Origin of the sequence: Dactylosporangium darangshiense, from assembly GCF_039537565.1 — a bacterium.
In the GTDB taxonomy this organism is placed as follows: Bacteria; Actinomycetota; Actinomycetes; order Mycobacteriales; family Micromonosporaceae; genus Dactylosporangium; species Dactylosporangium darangshiense.
In genome coordinates this window covers 88,603-111,468 of sequence record NZ_BAABAT010000016.1, presented here as the reverse complement: position 1 = coordinate 111,468, position 22,866 = coordinate 88,603, and the positions used below count along the sequence as shown (strand labels likewise).

General features: G+C 72.8%; 22 protein-coding genes. 13 read left to right on the top strand and 9 right to left on the bottom strand.

The annotated features are described in order from the left end of the window. The first annotated feature begins 127 nt into the window (after positions 1–127). The gene (locus ABD901_RS27680) at positions 128–910 is read left to right on the top strand and encodes an SDR family NAD(P)-dependent oxidoreductase (protein ID WP_345130706.1); all 783 of its coding nucleotides are present in this window, start codon (positions 128–130) and stop codon (positions 908–910) included. A gap of 9 nt (positions 911–919) precedes the next feature. Here the strand turns inward: ABD901_RS27680 and ABD901_RS27675 are convergent, their stop codons facing one another. Further along, positions 920–1,966, bottom strand: a complete 1,047-nt coding sequence (locus ABD901_RS27675) for an NADP-dependent oxidoreductase (protein WP_345130705.1) — start codon at positions 1,964–1,966, stop codon at positions 920–922. A gap of 118 nt (positions 1,967–2,084) precedes the next feature. On the opposite strand from ABD901_RS27675, the gene ABD901_RS27670 reads away from it, so the two are divergent. Beyond that, positions 2,085–2,639 (top strand): TetR/AcrR family transcriptional regulator, encoded by a 555-nt coding sequence (locus ABD901_RS27670; RefSeq protein ID WP_345130703.1) that lies wholly within the window; start codon positions 2,085–2,087, stop codon positions 2,637–2,639. 12 nt (positions 2,640–2,651) lie between these two features. Here the strand turns inward: ABD901_RS27670 and ABD901_RS27665 are convergent, their stop codons facing one another. Beyond that, complete coding sequence (locus ABD901_RS27665) at positions 2,652–3,794, bottom strand: LLM class flavin-dependent oxidoreductase (protein ID WP_345130699.1); 1,143 nt, start codon at positions 3,792–3,794, stop codon at positions 2,652–2,654. A gap of 82 nt (positions 3,795–3,876) precedes the next feature. On the opposite strand from ABD901_RS27665, the gene ABD901_RS27660 reads away from it, so the two are divergent. Genes ABD901_RS27660 through ABD901_RS27650 form a run of 3 tightly spaced genes read left to right on the top strand, consistent with a single transcriptional unit; the run spans position 3,877 to position 6,340 of the window. After that, complete coding sequence (locus ABD901_RS27660) at positions 3,877–4,839, top strand: aliphatic sulfonate ABC transporter substrate-binding protein (RefSeq protein ID WP_345130697.1); 963 nt, start codon at positions 3,877–3,879, stop codon at positions 4,837–4,839. Next, positions 4,836–5,660 (top strand): ABC transporter permease, encoded by an 825-nt coding sequence (locus ABD901_RS27655; protein ID WP_345130695.1) that lies wholly within the window; start codon positions 4,836–4,838, stop codon positions 5,658–5,660. The genes ABD901_RS27660 and ABD901_RS27655 overlap by 4 nt, the downstream gene beginning before the upstream one ends. Beyond that, positions 5,633–6,340, top strand: a complete 708-nt coding sequence (locus ABD901_RS27650; protein ID WP_345130693.1) for an ABC transporter ATP-binding protein — start codon at positions 5,633–5,635, stop codon at positions 6,338–6,340. Before ABD901_RS27655 ends, ABD901_RS27650 begins: the two co-directional genes overlap by 28 nt. 6 nt (positions 6,341–6,346) lie before the next feature. Here ABD901_RS27650 and ABD901_RS27645 read toward each other — a convergent pair whose 3' ends face one another. Beyond that, positions 6,347–6,919, bottom strand: a complete 573-nt coding sequence (locus tag ABD901_RS27645; RefSeq protein ID WP_345130691.1) for a hypothetical protein — start codon at positions 6,917–6,919, stop codon at positions 6,347–6,349. Between the two features lie 280 nt (positions 6,920–7,199). Between ABD901_RS27645 and ABD901_RS27640 the strand changes: the two genes are divergently transcribed. From ABD901_RS27640 to ABD901_RS27630, 3 genes are all read left to right on the top strand, one after another. After that, complete coding sequence (locus ABD901_RS27640) at positions 7,200–8,609, top strand: glycosyl hydrolase (protein ID WP_345130689.1); 1,410 nt, start codon at positions 7,200–7,202, stop codon at positions 8,607–8,609. Between the two features lie 16 nt (positions 8,610–8,625). Beyond that, positions 8,626–10,053, top strand: coding sequence for a glycosyl hydrolase (locus ABD901_RS27635; protein ID WP_345130687.1), 1,428 nt, complete (start codon positions 8,626–8,628; stop codon positions 10,051–10,053). A 75-nt stretch (positions 10,054–10,128) separates the two neighbouring features. Then, a complete protein-coding gene (locus tag ABD901_RS27630) occupies positions 10,129–11,163 on the top strand; it encodes a LacI family DNA-binding transcriptional regulator (RefSeq protein WP_345130684.1) in 1,035 nt (344 codons plus the stop codon). Here ABD901_RS27630 and ABD901_RS27625 read toward each other — a convergent pair. Beyond that, complete coding sequence (locus ABD901_RS27625; protein WP_345130682.1) at positions 11,157–11,450, bottom strand: hypothetical protein; 294 nt, start codon at positions 11,448–11,450, stop codon at positions 11,157–11,159. The genes ABD901_RS27630 and ABD901_RS27625 overlap by 7 nt on opposite strands. Positions 11,451–11,533: 83 nt before the next feature. On the opposite strand from ABD901_RS27625, the gene ABD901_RS27620 reads away from it, so the two are divergent. The 3 genes from ABD901_RS27620 to ABD901_RS27610 all read left to right on the top strand — a co-directional run bounded on the left by ABD901_RS27620 (position 11,534) and on the right by ABD901_RS27610 (position 16,728). Next, positions 11,534–12,049, top strand: coding sequence for a DUF3995 domain-containing protein (locus ABD901_RS27620; RefSeq protein ID WP_345130680.1), 516 nt, complete (start codon positions 11,534–11,536; stop codon positions 12,047–12,049). 91 nt (positions 12,050–12,140) lie between these two features. Further along, a complete protein-coding gene (locus ABD901_RS27615) occupies positions 12,141–15,158 on the top strand; it encodes a lectin (protein ID WP_345130678.1) in 3,018 nt (1,005 codons plus the stop codon). A 148-nt stretch (positions 15,159–15,306) separates the two neighbouring features. Next, entirely contained in the window at positions 15,307–16,728 is a 1,422-nt protein-coding gene (locus ABD901_RS27610; RefSeq protein ID WP_345130676.1) for an RtcB family protein, read from the top strand. Positions 16,729–16,754: 26 nt separating this feature from the next. Here ABD901_RS27610 and ABD901_RS27605 read toward each other — a convergent pair whose 3' ends face one another. From ABD901_RS27605 to ABD901_RS27595, 3 genes are read right to left on the bottom strand one after another with little or no spacing between them, the layout of a single operon-like run. After that, a complete protein-coding gene (locus ABD901_RS27605) occupies positions 16,755–17,243 on the bottom strand; it encodes an archease (protein ID WP_345130674.1) in 489 nt (162 codons plus the stop codon). A gap of 42 nt (positions 17,244–17,285) precedes the next feature. Continuing rightward, the gene (locus ABD901_RS27600; protein WP_345130672.1) at positions 17,286–18,308 is read right to left on the bottom strand and encodes a DUF4331 family protein; all 1,023 of its coding nucleotides are present in this window, start codon (positions 18,306–18,308) and stop codon (positions 17,286–17,288) included. Positions 18,309–18,352: 44 nt separating this feature from the next. Continuing rightward, entirely contained in the window at positions 18,353–19,573 is a 1,221-nt protein-coding gene (locus tag ABD901_RS27595) for an MFS transporter (protein WP_345130669.1), read from the bottom strand. Between the two features lie 158 nt (positions 19,574–19,731). Here ABD901_RS27595 and ABD901_RS27590 point away from each other — a divergent pair, with 158 nt between their 5' ends. Next, positions 19,732–20,259, top strand: a complete 528-nt coding sequence (locus ABD901_RS27590; RefSeq protein WP_345130667.1) for a hypothetical protein — start codon at positions 19,732–19,734, stop codon at positions 20,257–20,259. On the opposite strand, the gene ABD901_RS27585 is transcribed toward ABD901_RS27590, so the two are convergent. Together ABD901_RS27585 and ABD901_RS27580 are read right to left on the bottom strand one after the other, a co-directional pair. Next, the gene (locus ABD901_RS27585; RefSeq protein ID WP_345130664.1) at positions 20,246–21,244 is read right to left on the bottom strand and encodes an ABC transporter permease subunit; all 999 of its coding nucleotides are present in this window, start codon (positions 21,242–21,244) and stop codon (positions 20,246–20,248) included. The genes ABD901_RS27590 and ABD901_RS27585 overlap by 14 nt on opposite strands. Further along, positions 21,241–22,101, bottom strand: a complete 861-nt coding sequence (locus tag ABD901_RS27580) for an ABC transporter ATP-binding protein (protein WP_345130662.1) — start codon at positions 22,099–22,101, stop codon at positions 21,241–21,243. The genes ABD901_RS27585 and ABD901_RS27580 overlap by 4 nt, the downstream gene beginning before the upstream one ends. Before the next feature lie 109 nt (positions 22,102–22,210). Here ABD901_RS27580 and ABD901_RS27575 point away from each other — a divergent pair, with 109 nt between their 5' ends. Beyond that, positions 22,211–22,864, top strand: coding sequence for a response regulator transcription factor (locus ABD901_RS27575; RefSeq protein WP_345130660.1), 654 nt, complete (start codon positions 22,211–22,213; stop codon positions 22,862–22,864). Positions 22,865–22,866 lie beyond the last annotated feature (2 nt).

Below are 22,866 nucleotides of genomic sequence, written 5' to 3'. Positions count from 1 at the left end.
CGCCGGCGCAGCGAGCCGGGCACGCCCGTCGCCCGGGCTCCGGCACCGCGGCCTCGGCCGCGGGTGAGCGTCGACTTCTCCAGCCGTAGTCGGGCCGTGCGCACGTGAAAGTGGCACGATTGGTGCAATGCAGATCGACCTGACCGGGCGGACCGCGCTCGTCACCGGATCCACCCGCGGGATCGGGGCGGCCATCGCCGCCGGGCTGGCCCGGGCCGGGGCCCGCGTTGCCGTGAACGGGCGCGGCGGCGACGCCGTGGCCGAGGCGATCCGGCGCTTCGGCGGCGGTGACTTCGTCGCGGCGCCGGGTGACGTCGCCTCCGACGAGGGGACCCGGGAGGTGCTCGAGGCGCTGCCCGAGGTGGACATCCTCGTGAACAGCCTCGGGATCTTCGGCAGCCGGCCGGCGCTGGAGATCGGCGACGACGAGTGGCGGCGCTACTTCGAGACCAATGTGCTGGCCGCCGTGCGGCTCACTCGCGCCTACCTGCCGGGGATGATGGCCCGCGGTTGGGGGCGGGTGCAGTACATCGCCAGCGACTCCGCCGTCGTCATCCCCGCCGAGATGATCCACTACGGGGTGTCGAAGACGGCGCTGCTGGGCGTCGCGCGGGGCTTCGCCAAGGCGGCGGCCGGCAGTGGTGTGACGGTCAACTCGGTGATCGCCGGGCCGACGCACACCGGGGGAGTCGAGGACTTCGTGTACGAGCTCGTCGACCGCGATCTGCCGTGGGACGAGGCGCAGCGGGAGTTCATGCGGCGGTACCGCCCGCAGTCGCTCCTGCAACGCCTCATCGAGCCCGAGGAGATCGCCAACCTGGTGGTGTACCTGAGCTCGCCGCTGGCCTCGGCGACCACCGGCGGCGCCGTCAGGGTCGACGGCGGCTACGTGGACGCGATCCTGCCCTGACAGGCCGGATCACCCGCCCGCGCCGACCGGGACCACCTCGAGAACGACCTTGCCCTGGATGTGCCCGCGCTCGGCGCGCTCGTGCGCCTTTGCCGCGTCGGCGAGCCCGAACACGCTGTCCACGGCGACCCGCAGCCGGCCCTCGTCGACGAGCTGGGCGAGCTCGGCCAGTTGGTCACCGTCGGAGCGCACCTGGCCCGACCGGAAGGTGACGCCCCGGGCCGCGGCCTCCTCGCGGTGGAACTCGCCGTGGAAGATCGGGCTGACCACGCCGCAGTCGCGGACCGCCGCGACGAGCCGGAACGCCTCCGGGCCGCCGACGGTGTCGAAGAGGTGGTCGACCCCGCGCTCCGCGTCCGCCGGGTGCTGGCGCGTGTAGTCCACGAACCGGTCGGCGCCGAGCCCGCGCAGGAACGTCTCGTGCCGGCCCGAGGCGACCGCGACGACGGTGGCGCCCTGCGCCCGGGTGAGCTGCGTGAGGAAGTGCCCGACGCCGCCGGCGGCGCCGTTGACCAGCACGGTGCGCCCGGCGAGCGCCGCGCCGGCCAGCGCACGGGCGCCGGGCACCAGCGGCGTGAAGTCGCGCGGCTCGGCGCCGGTCAGGCCGCTGCCGAGGCCGCCGAACAGCTGCTGGAAGGCCGTGAGCCCGGCCATCGGCAGGCCGGCGGCCTCGACGTGGCTGAGGCCGGCGGGCTTGCGGGCGAGATGCTCCTGCGGCGCGGTGGCGAACTCGGCGTAGGCGCGGGCGCCGTTGCCCAGCGAGGGGAAGCGCACCATGCCGAGGACGGCGTCGCCGACCCGCCACCGGGTCACCCCGGGGGTCACCGCCACGACGACGCCGGACAGGTCGGAGCCGGGGATCGAGGGCAGGGGGACCTTCGGTCGCAGCTGCGCCGGGATCGCGGCGAAGCCGCCGCGCGCGTACCAGTCGGGCGGGTTCAGCCCGGCGGCGTGGACGCGGACCAGCACCTCGCCGGGTGCGGGCTCGGGCACCGGCACCGCCTCGTACGTCAGGACCTCAGGCCCGCCCTGCTCGTGGTACCGAATCGCCATCATCGTGTCCCGTTGCAACGCGCCTCCCAGGCTCCGCGGTGAAGTGGAGCACCGCTCCGAATCGTTGGTTGTAGCATAGGTGGAGCACTGCTCCACTTGTCAACCACAGAGGCTGGTGAACGTGACTCGCTCCGATGCGCAGCGCAACTACGAGCGGATCCTCGCGGTCGCCCGCACCGTGGTGGAGCAGGACGGCACGCAGGCGTCGCTGCGCGACGTCGCCCGGCGGGCCGGCGTCGGGATGGGCACGCTGTACCGGCACTTCCCCAGCCGGGAGGCGCTGCTGGAGGCGCTGCTGCGCCAGCGCTTCGACGGGCTCGCCGCGCGGGCCGCGGCGCTCGCCGAGGCGCACCCGCCGGGCGAGGCCCTCACGCGCTGGCTCGAGGAGTTCGTGCAGGGCGCCGGCCGGTATCGCGGCCTGCCCGAGTCCATCATGGCGACGCTGCGGGACGACGAGTCGCCGCTGCACGCCTCCTGCCTGGCCATGCGCCGGTCCGCCGGCGCGCTGCTCGAGGGCGCCCAGCGCGCCGGTCACATCCGCGCGGACGTGACCGGCGTCGACCTGTTCGCGCTGGCGAGCGCCGTCGGCTGGATCGCCGAGCAGGCGCCGGGCCTCACCGAGCGCCGGGAGCACCTGCTGGCGCTCGTGCTGGACGGACTCGCCGCCCGGCCGTGACCGCGGGCCGCCTCAGCGCGCGGCGAACGGCACCGACGCGGGCTCCGCCGCGGCCGCGGCCGGGTGCTGCCACAGGCCGCGCGCGGCCAGGATCGGCAGGACGCCCTCGCCGAACCAGTAGGCCTCCTCGACGTGCGGGTGGCCGGACAGGATGAACTCGGTGATGCCCAGCCGGTGGTACTCCTCGATCCGGTCCGCGATCTCGGCGTGGCTGCCGACGAGCGCGGTGCCCGCGCCGCCGCGGACCAGGCCGACGCCCGCCCACAGGTTGGGGGCGATGTGCAGGGCGTCGCGCTGGCCGCCGTGCAGGGCGAGCATCCGGCGCTGGCCCTCGGACTCGCTGCGGGCCAGGCCCGCCTGCACCCGCTCGATCGTGGCCTGGTCGATGCCGTCGAGCAGGCGCCGCACCTGCGCCCACGCCTCGTCGGCGGTGTCGCGGGCGATGACGTGCAGCCGGATGCCCAGCCGCAGGGTGCGGCCGCGGTCAGCGGCCAGCTTCGTGATGCGCGACAGCTTCTCGGCCACGGCGTCCGGCGGCTCGCCCCACGTGAGGTACGCGTCGACGTGCTCGGCCGCCACCGCGAGCGCGGACGGCGACGAGCCGCCGAAGTAGACGTCGGGCACCGGATCGGGCAGGCGCTGCAACTGAGCGTCCTCGACGTGCAGGTGGCTGCCCCGGAAGGTCACCGCCTCGCCGCGGAACAGGGCGCGCACGATGTGCAGGAACTCGCCGGTGCGCTCGTAGCGGGCGTCCTTGTCGAGGTGGTCGCCGTAGGCGCGCTGCTCGTGGCTCTCGCCGCCGGTGACGACGTTGAGCATGAGCCGGCCGCGCGAGAGGCGCTGGAACGTGGCCGCCATCTGGGCGGCCAGGGTCGGCGAGATGAGGCCGGGGCGGAAGGCCACCAGGAACTTCAGGCGCTCGGTCACCTCCACCAGCATCGCGGTGGACAGCCACGCATCCTCGCACCACAGGCCGGCGGGGGTGAGCGCGCCGACGAACCCGAGCTGTTCGGCGGTGCGGGCGATCTGGCCGAGGTACGCGACGGTGGCCGGGCGGGCACCACCGGCCGAACCGGCGGGCAGGCCGTGCCCGCCGCCGACGATGTCGCGGCTGTCGCCGTACGTGGGCAGGAACCAGTGGAAGGTGAGCGTCACTGCCTTATCCTATTCAATCGGTAGGTGTAGTGGGTATAGTCCGGTGCCATTGGAATTCCTCCGAGCCCATGGGAGTGCACCGATGCGTCGACTCACGGCCGTCCTGGCCGGCGCGCTGCTGCTGAGCGCGTCGCTGGTCGCCGGCTGCGCCGACAAGACCCCCGAGTCCGCCGCCGCACCCGGCGCGGCCGAGGAGCCACTGCGCGTCGGTTACCAGCGCTTCGGCGGGCTGAGCCTGGTCAAGGCCCGCAAGGCCGAGGCGCCCGGCACCGCTTGGTCGCTGTTCGAGAGCGGGCCGGCGCTCACCGAGGGGCTCAAGGCCGGCGCCATCGACATCGGCCAGGTCGGCGAGGCCCCGCCGATCTTCGCCGCCGCCGGGAAGATCGACTTTCGGATCATCGGCACCTCGCAGCCGGTGCCGAAGGGCGAGGCCGTGCTGGTGAAGGCGAACAAGGGGTACACCTCCTTCAAGGACCTGCGGGGCAAGAAGGTCGCGCTCAACAAGGGCTCGAACGTCAACTGGCTGCTCGTGCGGCTGCTCGAGGCCAACGGCATGACCATCAAGGACATCGACGTGCAGTACCTCAAGCCCGCCGACGCCCGCCCCGCCTTCGACAACGACCAGGTCGACGCCTGGATCATCTGGGACCCGTACTTCGCCCTCGCCGAGTCGCCCGGCGTCAAGGTGCTCGTCGACGCCACGGGCCTGGCCAACAACCGGGAGTACCTGCTGGTGTCCCCGCAGGCGCTGAAGAGCAAGCCGGGGAAGATCCGCGAGTTCCTCAAGACCTACCGGCAGGTCACCGACTGGGGCATCGCCAACCCCGACGAGCGGGTGAAGGTCCTGGCACCGGAGCTCGGCATCCCCGAGGACGCCGCCCGCCGGGCCCTGGCGCGCAGCGCCCAGCCGCTCGCCGCGGTCACCCCGGAGATCGGCGCCGAGCTGCAGCAGATCTCCGACGGCTTCACCGACCTGCAGCTGATCCCGGTCAAGGTCGACATCAAGGCGCGCGTCGACGAGCAGTTCTCGGACCTGTTGCGATGACGGTGCTCGCCCGCGGTACCGCGGCCACCACCGCCGCACCGCCGGCCGCCGCCCGCCGGGTGCGCGCCCGGCGGTGGCGGCGCGCGGTCACGCCGCTTGCCCTGCTCGCGGCGTGGGAGGGCGGCGCACGCGCCGGGCTGCTCGACACCGACAAGCTCCCGGCGCCCAGCGCCGTGCTGCGAACCGGCGCGCGGCTGGCCGCCGACGGCACCCTCGGCGACTACCTGCTCGACTCGATCCAGCGGGCGCTGCTCGGCCTGCTCATCGGCGGCCTGCTCGGCCTCGCGCTCGGCGCCCTTGCGGGCCTCGCCCGGCTCGGCGACGACCTCGTCGACCCGACCGTGCAGATGGCCCGCATGCTGCCGCACCTCGGCCTGGTGCCGCTGCTCATCATCTGGGTCGGCATCGGCGAGTCGCTCAAGGTGACGCTGGTCGCGCTGGGGGCGTTCTTCCCGGTGTACCTCAACACCTACGCCGGCATCCGCAACATCGACGAGCGGCTGGTCGAGGCGGCGCGGGCGTGCGGCCTGAGCGCCCTGGAACGCCTCCGGCACGTCGTCATCCCCGGCGCGCTGCCCTCGCTGTTCCTCGGCGTGCGGCTCGCCTTCGCCGCCGGCTGGCTCAGCCTCGTCGTCGGCGAGCAGGTCAACGGCCAGGGCGGCCTCGGCTTCATGATGATGGAGGCCCGCGAGTTCAGCCAGACCGACATCGTCGTGCTGGGCCTGGTCGCCTACGCGCTGCTCGGCCTGCTCTCCGATCTCGCGCTGCGCTACGCCGAGAGGAGGACGCTGGCATGGCGCCGGGGACTGCGGGCGACGTAGCGGTCGCGGCCGGGGTGCGGCGCGCCTTCGGCCCGGCCGTGGTCCTCGACGCCGTCGACCTCACCGTCGCCCGCGGCGAGGTGGTGGCGCTGCTCGGCGCCAGCGGCTCGGGCAAGAGCACGCTGCTGCGCGTCCTCGCGGGCCTCGACGAGGAGGCGACCGGCTCGTACCGCACCGATGGCACGACCGCCGTGGTCTTCCAGGAGCATCGCCTGCTGCCGTGGAAGCGGGTCGGCGCGAACGTGGCCCTCGGCGTGCGCGGCGGCGACCTGCCGGCGCGCGTGGACGAGGCGCTCACCGAGGTCGGCCTCGCCGAGCGGGCCGGCGCCTGGCCGGCCGAGCTGTCCGGCGGCCAGGCACAGCGGGTGGCCTTCGCGCGCGCCCTCGTGCGCCGCCCCGACCTGCTGCTGCTCGACGAGCCGTTCGGTGCGCTGGACGCGCTCACCCGCCTGCGCATGCAGGCGCTGTTCGGCCGGCTGCGCGAGCACCACGGCTTCGCCGCGCTGCTCGTCACCCACGACGTCGACGAGGCGCTGCTGCTGGCCGACCGCGTCCTGATCCTCGAGGCGGGCCGGATCGTGGAGAACCGGCCCGTGTCGCTGCCGCGCCCCCGCGCCACCGACGCGCCCGGCTTCGCCGCCGAGCGCCGCGCCCTGCTGGCGCTGCTCAACGTCCAGTGATCCCGGTCAGGCGGTGAGCTGGTTGCGGAGCAGTTCGGTGAGGCGGTCCTGGGACGCCTCGCCCTTCTCCGCGTAGGCGGTCAGCGTGCGGTACGCCGGGTCGGCCGGGCGGTCGAGCGTGATCAGCGCGACCGCCTCGGTGTAGTTGTGGCACGAGTTGGTGCACTCGTAGTACGGCTGCGTGAAGACCGTCGCCTCGCCGAGCGCGGTGTGCACCGTGGTGGCGCCGGCGCGGCGCTCGGGCGGGATGTCCGCGGTCGTGCGGAAGACGCCGTGGCGGCCGTTGCCGGGGCGGGCGTTGTCGCCCGCGTCGCAGGCGGAGCCGTAGGCGGCGAAGCGGACGTCGACGCCGCGGCCCAGGTCGACGCGCGCGTCCAGGCCGGGGCATCCGCCCGGCGGCACCGGGCGGGTGTCGAGCGTCTGGCCGGCGCCGAGGTTCACGTGGAAGGCGACCGGGCCGGCGACCGCGGCCGTCGTGGGGGAGCTGAGCGGACCCGGTGCCGGCGGGTCGTCCGTCCCGGGCCGGCAGGCGCCGAGCGTGAGCGCAATGACGGAAACGATGAGCAGTCTGCGTACCATGCCGGCTCTGATGGCCGTCCCGGGCCCGGCGTTCCCGGCTGTCGTATTCACGACCCGTGATCGCATGCATCGATGGCCTCCTCTCCCGCCGGATTGGCAAGAGCCTTAACAGCTGGGCTTGACAAGGGCCGCACCGAACCGAGTAAGTTGCTCAGAAGTTAGGCCCGGGCTTGGTCGATGTCAATGTCTCTGTTCGCTTGAAGCCGACGCCGGTGTACCGCCACGTCCGGCGTACTTCAACGTTCCAGTCCCCGCAGACACACCCCAGGAAGGGCTCCCCGTGAGAGCACGACTGTTCACCAGGGCGCGCGCGGCCATCGCGGCCGCCGTCGTCGTCACCGTGGGCGGCCTGGCCGCCTTCCCGTCGCAGGCCTCGGCGTTCGGCGCCTCGACGCCCGCGGCGGTCGTCGACTACCTGCACCAGATCAGCGGCAACCACGTCATCAGCGGCGTGCACAACAAGGAGCCGCTGAGCTCGCCGTCGGCGTACACCGCGCAGGCGCACACCATCACCGGCAAGTGGCCGGGCCTGTGGGGCGGCGAGCTGGGCTTCCGCTCCGACGACATCGCCAACCGCCAGACGATGATCAACCAGGCCAGGACGGAGTGGGCCAACGGCTCGCTGGTCGCGCTGACCTGGCACATGTGCCGGCCCGACGTGGCCACGTGCGAGTTCGACGGGGGCGTCAACGGCAGCTCGCTGTCGGCGACGGAATGGACCCAGCTCATCACCAACGGCACGTCGCTGAACAACGCGTACAAGGCCAAGCTCGACACCGCGGTGCCCTACCTGCAGCAGCTCAAGGACGCCGGCGTGCCGGTGCTCTTCCGGCCGCTGCACGAGATGAGCGAAGGCTGGGCCTGGTGGGGCGGGCGCTCGGGCTCCGCCGGCAGCGCGCGGCTGTACCAGATCACCCACGACTACCTGCTGTCGAAGGGCCTGACGAACCTCATCTGGGTGTGGAACGTCAAGGACAACGGCAGCTCCGGCTCGGTCGCCTCGTTCTACCCCGGCGACGCCTACGTCGACGTCGTGACCCTCGACCCCTGGGCGCACGGCTGGCCGCCGCAGGACTGGTACAACGCCATCGTCAGCGTCTCGCACGGCAAGCCGATCGCCCTCGCCGAGGTCGGCAACGTCCCGTCGGCGGCGCAGCTGTCCTCGCAGCCGCTGTGGGCGTACTTCATGATCTGGTCCGAGTACCTGACCTCGTGCAACTGCAACTCCGCCATCCAGGCCACGTTCAACGACTCGCGAACCCTGAACCAGGGCCAGCTCGCGATCTCAGGCGGAGGCGGCTCCTCCCGGACGGGCGCCATCACCGGCATCGGCGGCAAATGCGTCGACGTCGCAGGTTCCGGTTCCGCCAACGGTACCGCCGTGCAGCTCTACGACTGCAACGGCACCGCCGCGCAGCAGTGGACCGTCGGCACCGACGGCACGATCCGGGCGCTCGGCAAGTGCCTCGACGTGACCGGACAGGGCACCGCCAACGGCACCAAGCTGCAGATCTGGGACTGCAACGGCTCCGGCGCGCAGCAGTGGGCCGCACTGCCCGACGGGCACCTGCGCAACCCGCAGTCCGGCCGCGTCCTCGACGACCCGGGCGGCTCGACCGCCAACGGCACCCGGCTGCAGATCTGGGACTCCAACGCCAACGCCTGGCAGCTCTGGCACCTCCCCGCCTGACCCCGAGAGGCACCCCATGTCACCACGCTTCAGGATGACCGCCGCCGCGGCCGTCGTCACCGGCATCGCGTTCGCCGTCACCCAGGGCGCGGCCTCGGCGGCACCGCCCGCGCCGGCCGGCGTCACGCGGGCCGACGTCATCGCCTACCTCAAGGGCCTCACCGGCCGTAACACGCTGTCCGGCCAGCAGGGCGGCGCGAACAACAACCCAGGCCAGTGGATCCAGACGGTGCACGACATCACCGGCCAGTACCCGGGCCTGTGGGGCGGCGACTTCGGCTTCAGCCAGAACGACATCGACAACCGCCAGACCGTCATCAACCAGGCCAGGACCGAGTGGAACAACGGCACGCTCGGCTCGCTCACCATGCACGCCTGCCGGCCCGACGTGGCCACCTGCGCCTTCGAGGGCGGCTCCAATCCCGTCAAGGGCAGCAAGCTGTCCGCGGCGGAGTGGGGCCAGATCGTGCAGGACGGCACCTCGCTCAACACCGCCTACAAGCGCAAGCTCGACCAGTTCGTGCCCTACCTCCAGCAGCTCAAGGACGCGGGCATCCCCATCATGTTCCGGCCGCTGCACGAGATGAACGAGGGCTGGGCCTGGTGGGGCGGGCAGGCGGGGCCGAACGGCAGCGCCCGGCTGTACCAGATCACGCACGACTACCTCGAGTCCAAGGGCCTCAACAACATCGTCTGGGTGTGGGCGCTCAAGGACGTGGCCGGCGCCGCGTCGCAGGCCGCGAGCTACTACCCCGGCGACGCCTACGTCGACGTCGTGGCGCTCGACGTGTGGGTCGACAAGTTCCCGTCCTCGGACTGGTACCAGGCGCTGGGCAACATCGCCGGCACGAAGAAGCCGATGGCGCTGGCCGAGGTCGGCAGCGTGCCGCAGCCGAGCCAGATGGCGGCGCAGCCGAAGTGGGTGTACTGGAGCGTCTGGCTGGACTGGCTGACCATGCGCGACTACAACCCCACGGACGACTACATCCGCGCCGGCTACAACGACCCGCGCACCCTCAGCCAGGGCGAGGTGCACATCACGACCGGTGGCGGCGGTTCCCGGACGGGCGCCATCACCGGTGCCGGCGGCAAATGCGTCGACGTCGCCGGCGCAAGTTCGGCCAACGGCACGGCGGTGCAGCTCTACGACTGCAACGGCACAGCGGCACAGCAGTGGACGGTCGGGACGGACGGCACGATCCGGGCGCTCGGCAGGTGCATGGACGTGACCGGCCAAGGTACCGCGAACGGCACGAAGATCCAGCTGTGGGACTGCAACGGTTCGGGGGCCCAGCAGTGGGCCGCACAGCCCGACGGGCACCTGCGCAACCCGCAGTCCGGGCGCGTCCTCGACGACCCGGGCGGATCGACCGCCAACGGGACGCGACTGCAGATCTGGGACTCCAACGCCAACGCCTGGCAGCTCTGGCATCTGCCCGCCTGAACCACCCCGGGGCCGGGGCCGCGCGTCGCGGCCCCGGCCCGCGCGGGGCTCCGGGAACGTGCCAGGATCGGTCGCATGGAGGCGGCGGGCGGGGCGCGGCGGGTCACGATCCGGGACGTCGCCAAGCGCGCCGGCGTCTCGACCGCGGCCGTCACGCTCGCCGTGCACGACCGGCCCGGCATCTCCACGGCCACCCGGACCCGCATCCTGCAGGCCGCGTCCGACCTCGGCTGGAGCCCGAACCAGGCGGCCCGCTCGCTGTCCAGCCAGGCCCTGCACACCGTCGGCCTGGCCATCGCCCGCCCGGCCCGGATGCTCGGCCTGGAGCCGTTCTACATGGAGTTCATCTCCGGCATCGAGAGCGTCCTGGGCCGTCACTCCTGCTCGCTGCTGCTGCGCCTGATCGAGCCGGACGAGGAGATCGCCGTGCACCGCGAGTGGTGGCAGGGCAACCGCGTCAACGGCAGCATCCTCGTCGACCTGCGCGTCGACGACCCGCGGGTGCCCGCGCTCGCCGCGATCGGCCTGCCCGCCGTCGTCGTCGGCCACCCGTCCCTCGCCGGCCCGTTCACCGCCGTCTGGACCGACGACGCGGCCGCCATCACCGAGGCCGTGCGGTACCTCGCGGCGCTCGGCCACCGCCGCATCGCCCGCGTCAGCGGCCCCGCCGACCTCGGCCACAGCGTCATCCGCACCACCGCGTTCGCGCAGGCCTGCGGCGAGCTGGGCGTCCAGGCGCAGACCGTCGTCGCCGACTTCTCCGCCGACCAGGGCGGCCGAGCCTGCCGCACGCTGCTGCTGTCGCCCGAGCGCCCGACCGCCATCGTCTTCGACAACGACATCATGGCCGTGACCGCGCTGGGCGTCGCCGCCGAGTTCGGCCTCGAGGTACCACGGGACCTGTCACTGCTGGCGTGGGACGACTCCCAGCTGTGCCAGCTGACCCGGCCCACCCTGTCGGCCATGCGCCACGACATCTACTCGTTCGGTGCCGACGTGACACAGACCCTGTTCGACGTCATGCGCCACCTCGATCCGCCGTCGCACGCCGCCGAGGCCCCGGCGCTGGTCCCGCGCGCCTCGACCGCGCCGCCGCCGCGGGCTCAGTAGGCGCGGTACCCGCTGCCGTCGCACATCTGGCAGCGCAGCTTCCCGCTGCCGCCGCAGAGCCCATGGTTGCGCGGCTGCCCGTTGACGTACTCGTAGCCGTTCCCGCACATGCACGGCGCACTGCCGTAGCTGCAGCTACAGCGCGAGCGCTGCGGCGTGGCCGGATAACTCGGGGTGGTCGGCGTCGCGGGCGGCGCGCCGGCGGCGTTCGTGGTCCCGTCCCGGCCCCTGAGCACCACGGCGAGGACGATCAGGATCGCCACCGGACACAGGCACACGACGGCCATCACGTTCTCCGGACATCGTCCGGCTGAGATGGCTATCAGTGTCGCTCAGCTTGCCCACAGTGCGGGGCGGACACCCTGAGGGCGTGACGACACGGGGGATCGGGCGAGTCGCGTTCGGCTGGGTCGTGCTGTTTGCGGCGATGCACGTCTATTGGGCGCTCGGCGGGCAGTTCGGCTTCGGGGACGCGAGCAGGACCACGCCGGCGGCCGACAGCACGGGGGCGCGGGTCTTCACCGGCGTCCTCGCCGTCATGTTCGTCGTCGGTGCGGTGGTGCCGCTCGCGCTGTACCAACGCTGGGGAGCCCGGATTCCCGCGTGGCCGCTGGTCGCCTGCTCCTGGATCGGCGGCGCGCTGCTGGCCCTTCGCGGCCTGTCCGGCCTGCTCGACACGCTACTGCGCGCCACCGGCCTCGCCGGCAAGGGGCTGACCGGCCTGACCTACGAGCAGGAGCTCGGCGACGCGCACCCGACGGCATACACCCGCTGGTCGACCAGCGCGATCGACCTCTACTTCCTCATTGGCGGCGCGCTCTTCTGCGCGGTCGCCGTCGCCTTCCGGCGGGCCCGAGCCGGCGTGGAGGTCACATCGTTTCGCTAACTGTCAACAAAAGTCAACGTCTGCGGGGGCGTATAGCGCACAGGTTCTGTCAAATATTGACATCTGATAATCGAAGGTCTTCCATGGGTGCATGTCTTCCGCCAGAGTCAGGGTTGCGGGGCTTGCGCTCGCGACCGTTGCGACGGTTTCCACGCCGGTCCTGCTGTTCGGGGCCGGGACGGCGGCCGCGGCGCCCGTCTCCGACCCGGCCGCGATCGTCAACCCCCGCCTCGGCACCAGCCACGGCGGCAACACGTTTCCGGGCGCCGATGCGCCGTTCGGCATGGTGCAGTGGAGCCCGGACACGCCCTCGCGCGCCCAAGGGGGCGGCTACGCCTACGGTGACACGGCGATCACCGGCTTCAGCCTGACGCACCTGTCGGGGCCCGGGTGCGACGCCACCGGCGACGTGCCGATCCTGCCCACCGTCGGCGCCGTGGCCAACACTGCCAGCGTCTCCTACTCGCACGCCAACGAGTCGGCCAGCGCCGGGGCGTACACCGTCACGCTCGGCAACAACGTCAAGGCCGAGCTCACGGCGACGACCCGCTCCGGCATGGCCCGCTTCACGTTCCCGGCCACGGGGCAGGCCAACCTGCTGTTCAAGCTCACGAGCGCGATGACCGGCACGACCAACCCGTCGTTCACCGCGGTCAGCAGCACCGAGGTGAGCGGGTCGGTCACCGCGGGCGGCTTCTGCGGCTCGGCGTACCACTACACGCTCTTCTACGACGTCGTCTTCGACCGCGCCTTCAGCTCCAGCGGGTTCAGCAACGGGCTCGGGTCGGTCACCTTCGACGCCGGCGGCAACCAGGTCGTGCAGGCCAAGGTGGGCATCTCGTTCGTGTCGGCGGCCAACGCGGCCGGCAACCGCGCGGCCGAGAACGCCGGCTGGGACTTCAACGGCACCCGCACGGCGGCCCACGACGCGTGGAACGCGCTGCTGAACAGGATCCAGATCAGCGGCGGGACGAGCGACCAGCAGGTGATGTTCTACACCTCGCTGTACCACGCGCTGCTGCACCCCAACGTCGTCAGCGACAGCAACGGGCAGTACCGCGGCTTCGACAACGCGGTGCACACCGTGACCGCCGGGCACCAGGCGCAGTACGGCAACTACTCCGGCTGGGACATCTACCGCTCGCAGGCGCAGCTGTCCGCGCTCGTCGCGCCGCAGCAGATGTCCGACAGCGCCCAGTCGATGGTCAACGACTACGCGCAGGGCGGCATGCTGCCGAAGTGGTCGTTCTACAACGGCGAGACCTACGTGATGGTCGGCGACCCCGCCGACGGGATCATCGCCGGCTACTACGCCTTCGGGGCGCGCAGCTTCGACACCGCGGCGGCCAAGAACGCCATGGTGCGCCAGGCAACCGTGGCCAACGGCGCGCGGCCGGGGCTGAACTACCTGGCGGGCCTCGGCTACCTGCCCTCCGACGGCGCGTACGGCTGCTGCAACTTCTACGGGCCGGTGTCGACGCTGCTGGAGTACAACACCGCCGACTTCGCCGTCGGCGCCTTCGCCGGCGCGCTGGGCGACACGACCACACGCGACCAGTTCGTCAACCGCGCGCAGGACTGGCGCAACATGCTCAACACCGCCAGCGGCTTCATGCAGCCGAAGCTCGCGAACGGCGGCTGGAAGGCCGGCTTCAACCCCGCCTCGGGCGACGACTTCGTCGAGGGCACCTCGTGGCAGTACACCGGCATGGTCCCCTTCAACGTCCGCGGCCTGGCCGACGCGAAGGGCGGCAACGCGGCCCTGGTGTCCTATCTGGACAGTGTGCTGTCGGCGTTCAACGGCAGCGGCGGCACGCACGCCGACCTCGGCAACGAGCCGTCGATCGAGCTGCCGTGGGAGTACGACTACGTCGGCCAGCCGTGGAAGACGCAGGCGGTCGTGCGCCAGGTGCAGAACCAGCTGTGGCCGAACAACCCGGCGAACTGGGGCGTCGGCAACGACGACCTGGGCACCATGAGCGCCTGGTACGTGTGGTCGGCGCTGGGCATGTTCCCCGAGACCCCGGGCACCTCCGACATGGCGCTGGGCAGCCCGCTGTTCACGCAGGCGGTCGTGCACCTCGGCGGGGGCGGGACCATCACGATCAACGCGCCGGCGGCGGCGACCAACGCGCCGTACGTGCAGAGCCTGAACCTCAACGGCGCCGCGTGGAACAACGCCTTCCTGCCGGCGTCGTTCGCGCTGGGCGGCGGGACGCTGGACTTCGTGCTCGGCACCGCCGCCAACACGTCGTGGGCGACGGCCGCCACGTCGGCGCCGCCGTCGTACAACGGCAACGGAGGCGGCCAGCCGCCCACCAACCCGGGCGGCGCGACCGGCCCGATCACTTCGGCGATCGCGGGCAAGTGTGTCGACGTCGACCACTCCGGCACCGCCGACGGGACCAAGGTGCAGCTGTGGTCGTGCAACGGCTCGCTCGCGCAGTCGTGGACGCCGGTGAACGGCACGCTGCAGGCGTTCGGCAAGTGCCTGGACGTGTCCAACGGCGGCACCGCGAACGCCACGTTGGTGCAGCTGTGGACGTGCAACGCCTCGGCGGCGCAGCAGTGGGCGTACGACTCGGGCACCGGCGCGCTGCGCAACCCGCAGTCCGGCCGCTGCCTCGACGACCCCGGCTCCAGCACCACCGACGGCACGCAGCTGCAGATCTACGACTGCAACGGCAGCAACGCGCAGCACTGGACGGTCCCGCACGCGCCGACCGGCCGGATCGCCTCGGCCATCGCCGGCAAGTGCGCCGATGTCAACGGCGCGAGCTCGGCGTCCGGCACGAAGATCCAGATTTGGACGTGCAACACGTCGTCCGCGCAGCAGTGGACGCTGCCCGGCGACGGCACGCTTCGCGCGCTCGGCAAGTGCATGGACGTGTCCAACAGCGGTACCGCGAACGGCTCCCTCGTGCAGCTGTGGGACTGCAACAGCAGCGGCGCCCAGCAGTGGACGTACGACACCGGGACGGGCGCGCTGCGCAACCCGCAGTCGGCCCGCTGCCTGGACGTGCCGAACTCCAGTACCACGGACGGCACGCAGCTGCAGATCTACGACTGCAACGGGACCAACGCCCAGCGCTGGACCCTGCCGTCCTGACCCGTCGACGGCCCCGGCGGGCGCTCGCCCGCCGGGGCCGCACGGCCGCCCTTTTCCGTTTGCCCGGTAGTTTCCGCGGACGCAACCGCCCCATGCCGACCAGAATGAAGAGAGACAACGGGACAGACCCGAGTGTCAGGAGAACGTCATGGTCAGTGTCGTGGCGGATGGGGAATGCCGGTGGCGTATCGAGCCGGCCGGGGCGATGCGGGTGCCCGGGGTGGTGTTCGCCACCGCGGGCCTGCTGCCGGACGCGCCGGGGGACCAGGCGTTGCAGCAGGTGGCGGACGTGGCGACGCTGCCCGGCATCGTCGAGGCGTCGTACGCCATGCCGGACGTCCACTGGGGGTACGGGTTCCCGATCGGCGGGGTGGCGGCCACCGACCCGGCCCAAGGCGGGGTGATCTCCCCGGGTGGAGTGGGTTTCGACATCTCATGCGGCGTGCGGCTGCACACCTCGACCGTGACCCGTGCCGACGCGGCGCCGCATGTGGGACGCCTGATGGACCTGCTCGGGGCGGCGACGCCGCGGGGCATGGGCCGCGGCGGCGTCCTGCCGGCCGTCCAGCCGGCCGAGCTGGACGAGATCCTGCTCGGTGGCTCGGCGTACACGGTCGAACGTGGATTCGGAGACCCGGGGGATCTGGCCTTCTGCGAGGACGGCGGCGCGGTGGCCGGTGCCGACCCCGGCGCCCTGAGCGCGCGTGCGCTGGCCCGGGGCAAGGGCCAGGTGGGCAGCCTCGGCTCGGGCAACCACTTCCTGGAGGTCCAGGCCGTCGACCGGATCTACGACGAGCGGGTGGCCGGCGCACTCGGCCTGCGGCCGGACCTGCTCTGCGTGATGATCCACTGCGGGTCGCGGGGACTGGGGCACCAGATCTGCTCCGACCATGTCCGCGTCATGCTGTCCGCGATGGAGCGGTACGGCATCCGGGTGCCCGATCCGCAGTTGGCCTGCGCCCCGGTGACGTCCCCGGAGGGCCGGCGCTACCTGGCCGCGATGGCCGCGGCGGCCAACTACGGCCGCGCGAACCGGCAACTGCTCACCCACGCCGTCCGGCGCTGCTTCCGCAACGCCGGCCTGGGGGAGGTGCGGCTGCTGTACGACGTGTCGCACAACCTCGCCAAGCTGGAGCGGCACATGGTCGACGGGGCGGCCCGGGAACTGTGCGTACACCGCAAGGGTGCCACGCGGGCCTTCCCGCCCGGCCACCCCGACCTGCCGGACCCGATCCGGGCGGTGGGCCAGCCGGTGCTGGTTCCCGGCTCGATGGGCACCGCCTCGTATGTGCTCGTGGGTGTGACCGACGGGCGGGCGTTCCACTCCGCGTGCCACGGTGCCGGACGCACCCTCAGCCGTCATGCCGCCGTCCGGCAGGCGCCCGTCGAGGCGGTGCGTCGCGAGCTGGCCGCGGCCGGCGTCCTGGTCCGCGGCGCGAGCGAGCGCGGGCTGACCGAGGAGGCGCCGGAGGCCTACAAGGACGTGGACGAGGTGGTCCACACCTGCCGGCGGGCTCGTCTCGCCGACCCGGTGGCCCGGCTCGTGCCGGTCGGTGTCGTGAAGGGCTGAGCCGGCCGGTGCGGGTGCTGGTCGGTTCACACGTCGATGACGGTCTGGCACCGCCACTGCCCGCTGTGTCGTGCGAACCGCAGCCCGTGCCGGGTGACCGCCTTCGGTAACGGGCCCACCAGCGGGACGTCCGAGCGCGCGATGACGCCGAAGTCACCGGCCAGGCCGCCCTGCGCGGTCCGAGCGACCGCCACCTGGACCGGCACCACGTCCTCGGTGTCGAGCAGGTAGATGGCCTCCTCCAGCACCTGCACGAGCAGCTCGTCGTCGAGTGCCGGCTCGCAGGCGAACCCGACCATGCGTGCCGGGCGGGCCGCACGGACGTCGGCGAAGCAGGCGACGAGTGCCCGTACCGCCTCCTCGATGCACGCCTCGGCGGTCGGTGCCCACGCCGTGAGCATCACGTCGGCGGTGTGCGGCAGCAGCTCGTACCCTGCCGCGGGGCGACTGATCAGCGCTGGACCCTGCCCTCCTGAAGCCCTCCTGAAGCCCCTCCTGAAGCCCTCCTGAGGCATGAGTGGCCCCGGCGGGCGGACACCCGCCGGGGCCGTACGGCGTCAGGCCGGCACGAGATACGGGAAATCGGCCGGGCGCAGGTGCGCCGACACCGAGGGCCCGAGCCCGCTCGGCACCGCCGTGTTGGTGACGAGCGAGAGCATGACCTCGGGCGCGTTGTCGGCCAGGGTGCGGCCGTTGAACCCGGAGAAGCCGTAGGACGCCGGCGTGCCCACGACGTACGGCAGCACGTCGGGGTACAGCCGCCAGGCCACCGCCGTGCCGTAGCCGTGCGGGTCCTCGGCCGTCCCGCCGGCCGCGACGACGGCGGCGACGTGGTCGGCGAGGTGCTTGCCGTCGTCCGCCAGGTCGTCGGCCGGGTGGCGGGTGTTGGCCGGGTCGTCGAAGCGGACGTCGTCGGGCCAGAAGATCGGCCACATCATCGGATGCCCGGCCCGGTTGACCTGCCGCCACCCGCCGGCGTCGGTGGCCAGCCGCGTTGCGGCCCACACCCCGATGCGTGCGCCCGGGCGCAGCACCGGATGCGCGTGCGGGATCTCCAGCACGATCGATTCCACTGTGGTACCGCTGAAGCTGTTGCGCGCCTCGCCCGGGCGCCACGACGACAGGTCGGGCGCGGTACCGTCGCGCATCGCCGCGTTGACCTTCGACAGCAGCCCCAGGTCGATGTAGAACGGGTCGTGCACGCGCCCGGCCCAGATCCGCGCGAGCGGCGCCGTGGCGGCCTCGCCGGTGCGCCCCTGCAGCATCAGCGTCCCGCCGGCCCCGTCGTCGCGCGCGTCCGCGTCCGTGAGCGCGTACAGCTGCAGTGGCTGCCGCCCGTCCGCGCCCGGCTCGCCGAACGCCACCCGGAAGGTCAGCTCCTCGATCTCGCCCCCGTCGACGTGCACCTTGAACTCGTAGCGCGCCTCCGGGTGAAACCCCGGCCGTGCGAACGCCCCGGTGACGTCGGAGTTGACGTCGAGCACGAACACCGTGCTCCCGCGCCCGCCGAAGACGTAGAGGTCGTCGATGAACAGCTGCCCGTCCTGCGCCGCGAGCGGCGTATCAAGGTGATGCGACATGGTGAGCTCCCGCGCTCTTGCTGGTTGGATGGCCGGAAGGCTCTCTACCCAGCGTACGGCGAACGTTCGGGGGAAATCGCGGCCCGGGTGGGCGTCGTGGCCAGCAGCAGGGTCGACGCGGCGGCGAAGGCTGCCGCGGCGAGGAACACCAGGCCGGGCCTCGAGTACGCCAGCGACCAGGCGAACAGCGCGCCGGCCGCGGCCGGGACCGCCGCCTCCGCGATAGCACCGATCCCGGTCAGCGCGCCCTGGACCGTGCCCTGCTCCTCCGGGCCGGTGGCGCCGGACAGCCACGACTGCGCCGCCGCGGCGCCGACCGAGCTGAGCACGCCGACGGCCTGCAGCGCGTAGAGCGCCCACGGCGCGGACGCGAACGCGGTGCCGCCGACCGCGGCCACGCCCAGCGCGCCGCCGAGGACCGCGGCGCGCTTGTCGCCGAGCCGTCGCACCGCCGGGGCGACGAGGCGGGCCTGGAACGCCGCGCCCGCCAGCGCGGCGGCGGCCATCGTGATGCCGACGTGTGCCGTGCCCCAGGCGAACTGGTACGCCACGAAGAACGTCCACACCGACTGGTTGGTCATCCGGGCGACGTCGGCGCAGAAGCGGGCGGAGGCGAGCCGGCCGAGCATCGGGCGGCGCAGCACGGCGGCGAGCGAGCCGAACGGGTTCGCGTGGCGCAGGGTCAGCGGCGTGGTGCGGTCGCCGCGGCGCGACTCGGGCAGGATGAGGTACCCGTATGCGACGTTGGCGAACGCGAGGCCCGCCGCGGCGTAGAACGGCAGGCGCACGTCCACGGCGCCGAGCAGGCCGCCGACCGTGGGTCCCGCGACGAAGCCGAGCCCGAAGGCCGAGCCGACCAGGCCGAACGCGCGGGCGCGCCGGTCCGGCTCGGTGACGTCGGCGATGTAGGCGTTGACGACGGTGTTGGTGCCCGCGCAGGCGCCGGCGAGGGCGTGGAAGAGCAGCAGCAGCCAGGCCGTCGGGGCGATCGCGTGCCCGAGGTAGTCGACGCCGAGGCAGGCCAGCGACGCCAGCAGCACGGGGCGGCGGCCGTAGCGGTCCGAGATCCGGCCCAGCAGCGGCGCGGAGAGGAACTGCAGGACGCCGTAGCTCGAGCCGATGACGCCGGACCAGCGGGCGGCGTCCGCGGCGTGGCCGGTGACGGCCGTCATCAGGGCCGGCACGATCGGCACGACCAGGCCGAGGCCGAGCATGTCGACGAAAACGGTGACGAGGAGGAAGGAGAGGGCGGGTGCCCGGCGCATCGTGACTCCTGAGGTTCGAGAGGGTCGGGCCCCCCTCGACCTCGCGCCGTGCGACCGGTCAAAGGTACGGAGGATCAGATTATCGATGCCGTCAAATGGTTTAAATCGGGCGTGACACGGGGCCACATGGCCGAACGATGACTGGCACGATGCCAGGCATGACGACCTACGGGGATGTGCTGGACCGGCTCATCGAGCTCGGGGTGGCGCCGGCCGAGCGCCGGCAGGAGCTGACCGACGCCTGGATCGACACACCGGTCGAGGAGTTCGACGGCGGGGTCTTCGCCGACCTCGGCGTGGCGGTGGCCGTGCACGGCGAGGACGTCGATGCGGTCGAGCCCGCGTACCGGGGCATTCTCGAGGAGGCGGCGGCGCTCAGCGGCGGGTCGGTCGTCGTCACCGACGTCGCGTTCCACTTCGACGAGCCCGGCGCCGACCAGCTCACCTTCAACGTCAACGGCCGGCCCACGTCCTGGTGGCTGGACGCCGAAGGCCCCGACGACGACTACCTGAACCCGATGGCGGTGTGGGAGCAGATCTCCTGCCTCAACCCGCCCGAGGGCGACCCGCGGCGGTTCTTCCACGTCGAGAAGGACCAACCCGGCGACGACCACTACCTGCTGCTCACCCCCGAGCAGGCGGGCGCGGTCGCCGCCGAGTTCGGCATCGTGCTCAGCGAAGTGTGATCCGGCGGCGCACCCACCACAGGCCGAAGGCGGTCAGCAGCGCGGCGAGGCAGGTGTACGCCGCCGTCTCGATCCACTGGAAGGGCCAGTAGCGGTGCCCGGGCTGGTACGTGTACGAGAAGTGCAGGTTCTGCTCGGCCGTGCACGCCATGTTCTCGGCCGGTTCGCCCTTCATGCACTCCCGCGCCTGCGCGGCCGTGTACGGCGTTCCGTCGGCGTTGTACACCTGGCTCACCCCCTGCATCGGCCACGTGCCCGGCATCGTGTAGCCGATGAGGTGCGCCGAGGTGGGGTTCATGCCGAAGCCGTCGGCGTGCTCCATCACGTCGGCGGCGAACGCCACGTTCGTGGTGACCGGCGGCATGAGGTGGTCGCGCGCCACGGCCGGCACGACGATCTGGACCACGGCGAACACGCCGGCGACGATCGCCATGCTCGCCACCGTGCGGCGCACCAGCAGCCCGACGACGGTGCCGAGGGCGAACGCGAACGCGGCATACCCCAGCGGAGTGACGTTGCGCGCCGCGAAGTTCATCGCCGCGAACCGGTCCCCGGCGAACTGGTCGTAGCGGCTGGCGCTCCACGTGAGCAGCAGGCTGTACGCCCCGGTGACCGCGATCGCGGCGGCGCCGAGCACGGCCAGCTTCACCGCGAGCCAGCGCACCCGCGTGACGCTCTGGTTCCACACGAGGCGGTCGGTCTTCGTCTCCAGCTCCCGGGCGGCCAGCGGCGCGCCCCAGAAGATGCCGATGAGCCCCGGCACGCCGATCAGCAGCGCCCCGGCCAGCGCCACCGGGCCCTCGTAGCGCTCCGAGAACGTCCGCCGGGTCGTGGAGCAGTCCGACGGCAGGCAGTTGACGATGCCGGCGGTGTAGTCGTGGCGGATGCGCAGGCCGAGGTACACCAGGTAGGCGCCGACCACGACCAGCCCGGCCACGGCGACGAACGCCTGCGTGCGGAACTGCCGCCAGGTGAGCCAGATCATCGGTGTGCCTCCGTCGCCATCATGTAGGCCAGCCCCACGTCCTCGAGGTCGGCGCGCTCGGCGCCGGGCACCGGGTCGGCGCACCGCACGATCGCCGTCCGCCCGGCCGCCGTGCGCTCGGTGTGCACGACCCGCGCCGCGGCCGGCAGCGCGTCCAGGGCGCCGGCGCCGGTCCCGTCGAGGCGCAACCGGTGGTGGACGGCGACGAGGTCGGCCACGGCGCCGTCGATCTGCACCCGCCCGCCGGCCAGCACGATCAGGTGGTCGCACACCTGGGCCAGGTCGCCCAGCAGGTGCGAGGAGAGCACGACGCTCACGCCGAGCTCGTCGGTGAACTCCAGCAGGTCGTGCAGGAACGCGCGCCGGGCGACCGGGTCGAGCGAGGCGACCGGCTCGTCGAGGATGAGCAGCTCGCCGCGCTTGGCCGCGGCGACGGTCAGGGCGAGCTGGGCGCGCTGGCCGCCGGAGAGCCGGCCGGCCTTCTGCGCCGGGTCGAGGCCGAGCCGCTCGACCCGGCGCTGCGCGAGGCCCGCGTCCCAGCCCGGGTTGAGCCGGGCGCCCAGCCTCAGGTGGTCGGCGACCGACAGACCGGAGTACACGGGCGCGTCCTGCGCCACGAAGCCGACGCGGGCCAGCTGGGCGGCGCTCGCCGCGGGCGGGCGGCCCAGCACCTCGATGCGCCCGCCGCTCGGCGCGATCAGGCCGCAGGCGAGGCCCAGCAGCGTCGACTTGCCGGCACCGTTGGGCCCGACGAGCCCCACGATCCGCCCGGCCGGGATGCGGATGGTGCAGTCGTCCAGCGCCGTCTTCCGGCCGTACCGTTTGCTCAGGGCCGCCGTCTCGATGACTGGCGTCATTGGTGTCTCCCGTCTACAGGTGTCGACGCAGTTCTAGGCCCCGGGCGGTCACAGCACGGTCCGCGCCGCTGTGACCGCCCTGTGACCGCGGCGCCGTTACGCTCGGCCGGTGAGGGTGCTCGTGGTGGAGGACCAGCGGCAGCTGGCCGACTCGGTCGCGCGGGTGCTGCGCCGCGAGGGCATGGCCGTCGATGTCGCCTACGACGGCGGCGCCGCGCTCGAGCGCACGGACGTGGTGGAGTACGACGTGGTCGTGCTCGACCGCGACCTGCCCGGCGTGCACGGCGACGATGTGTGCCGCGCCCTCGTCGAGCGCGAGGCGGCCACCCGCGTGCTGATGCTGACCGCGTCCGGCACCGTCGCGCAGCGGGTCGATGGCCTCGGCCTCGGCGCCGACGACTACCTGCCGAAGCCCTTCGCCTACGCCGAGCTCGTCGCCCGCATCCGGGCCGTGGCCCGGCGCACCCGCCCGGCGGCGCCGCCCGTGCTCACCCGCGGCGACCTGCGCCTCGACCCGGCCCAGCGGGTCGCCACCCGCGCCGGCGCCCGCCTGCCGCTCAGCCCCAAGGAGCTCGCGGTGCTGGAGTACCTGCTCACCGGCGCCGGGCGGGTCATCTCGGCCGAGGAGCTGCTCGAGCGGGTCTGGGACGAGGCCGCCGACCCGTTCACCACGACCGTGAAGGCCACCGTCAACCGGCTGCGGGCCAAGCTCGGCGACCCGCCGCTCATCGAGACCGTCGCCCGTGCCGGCTACCGGATCTGAGC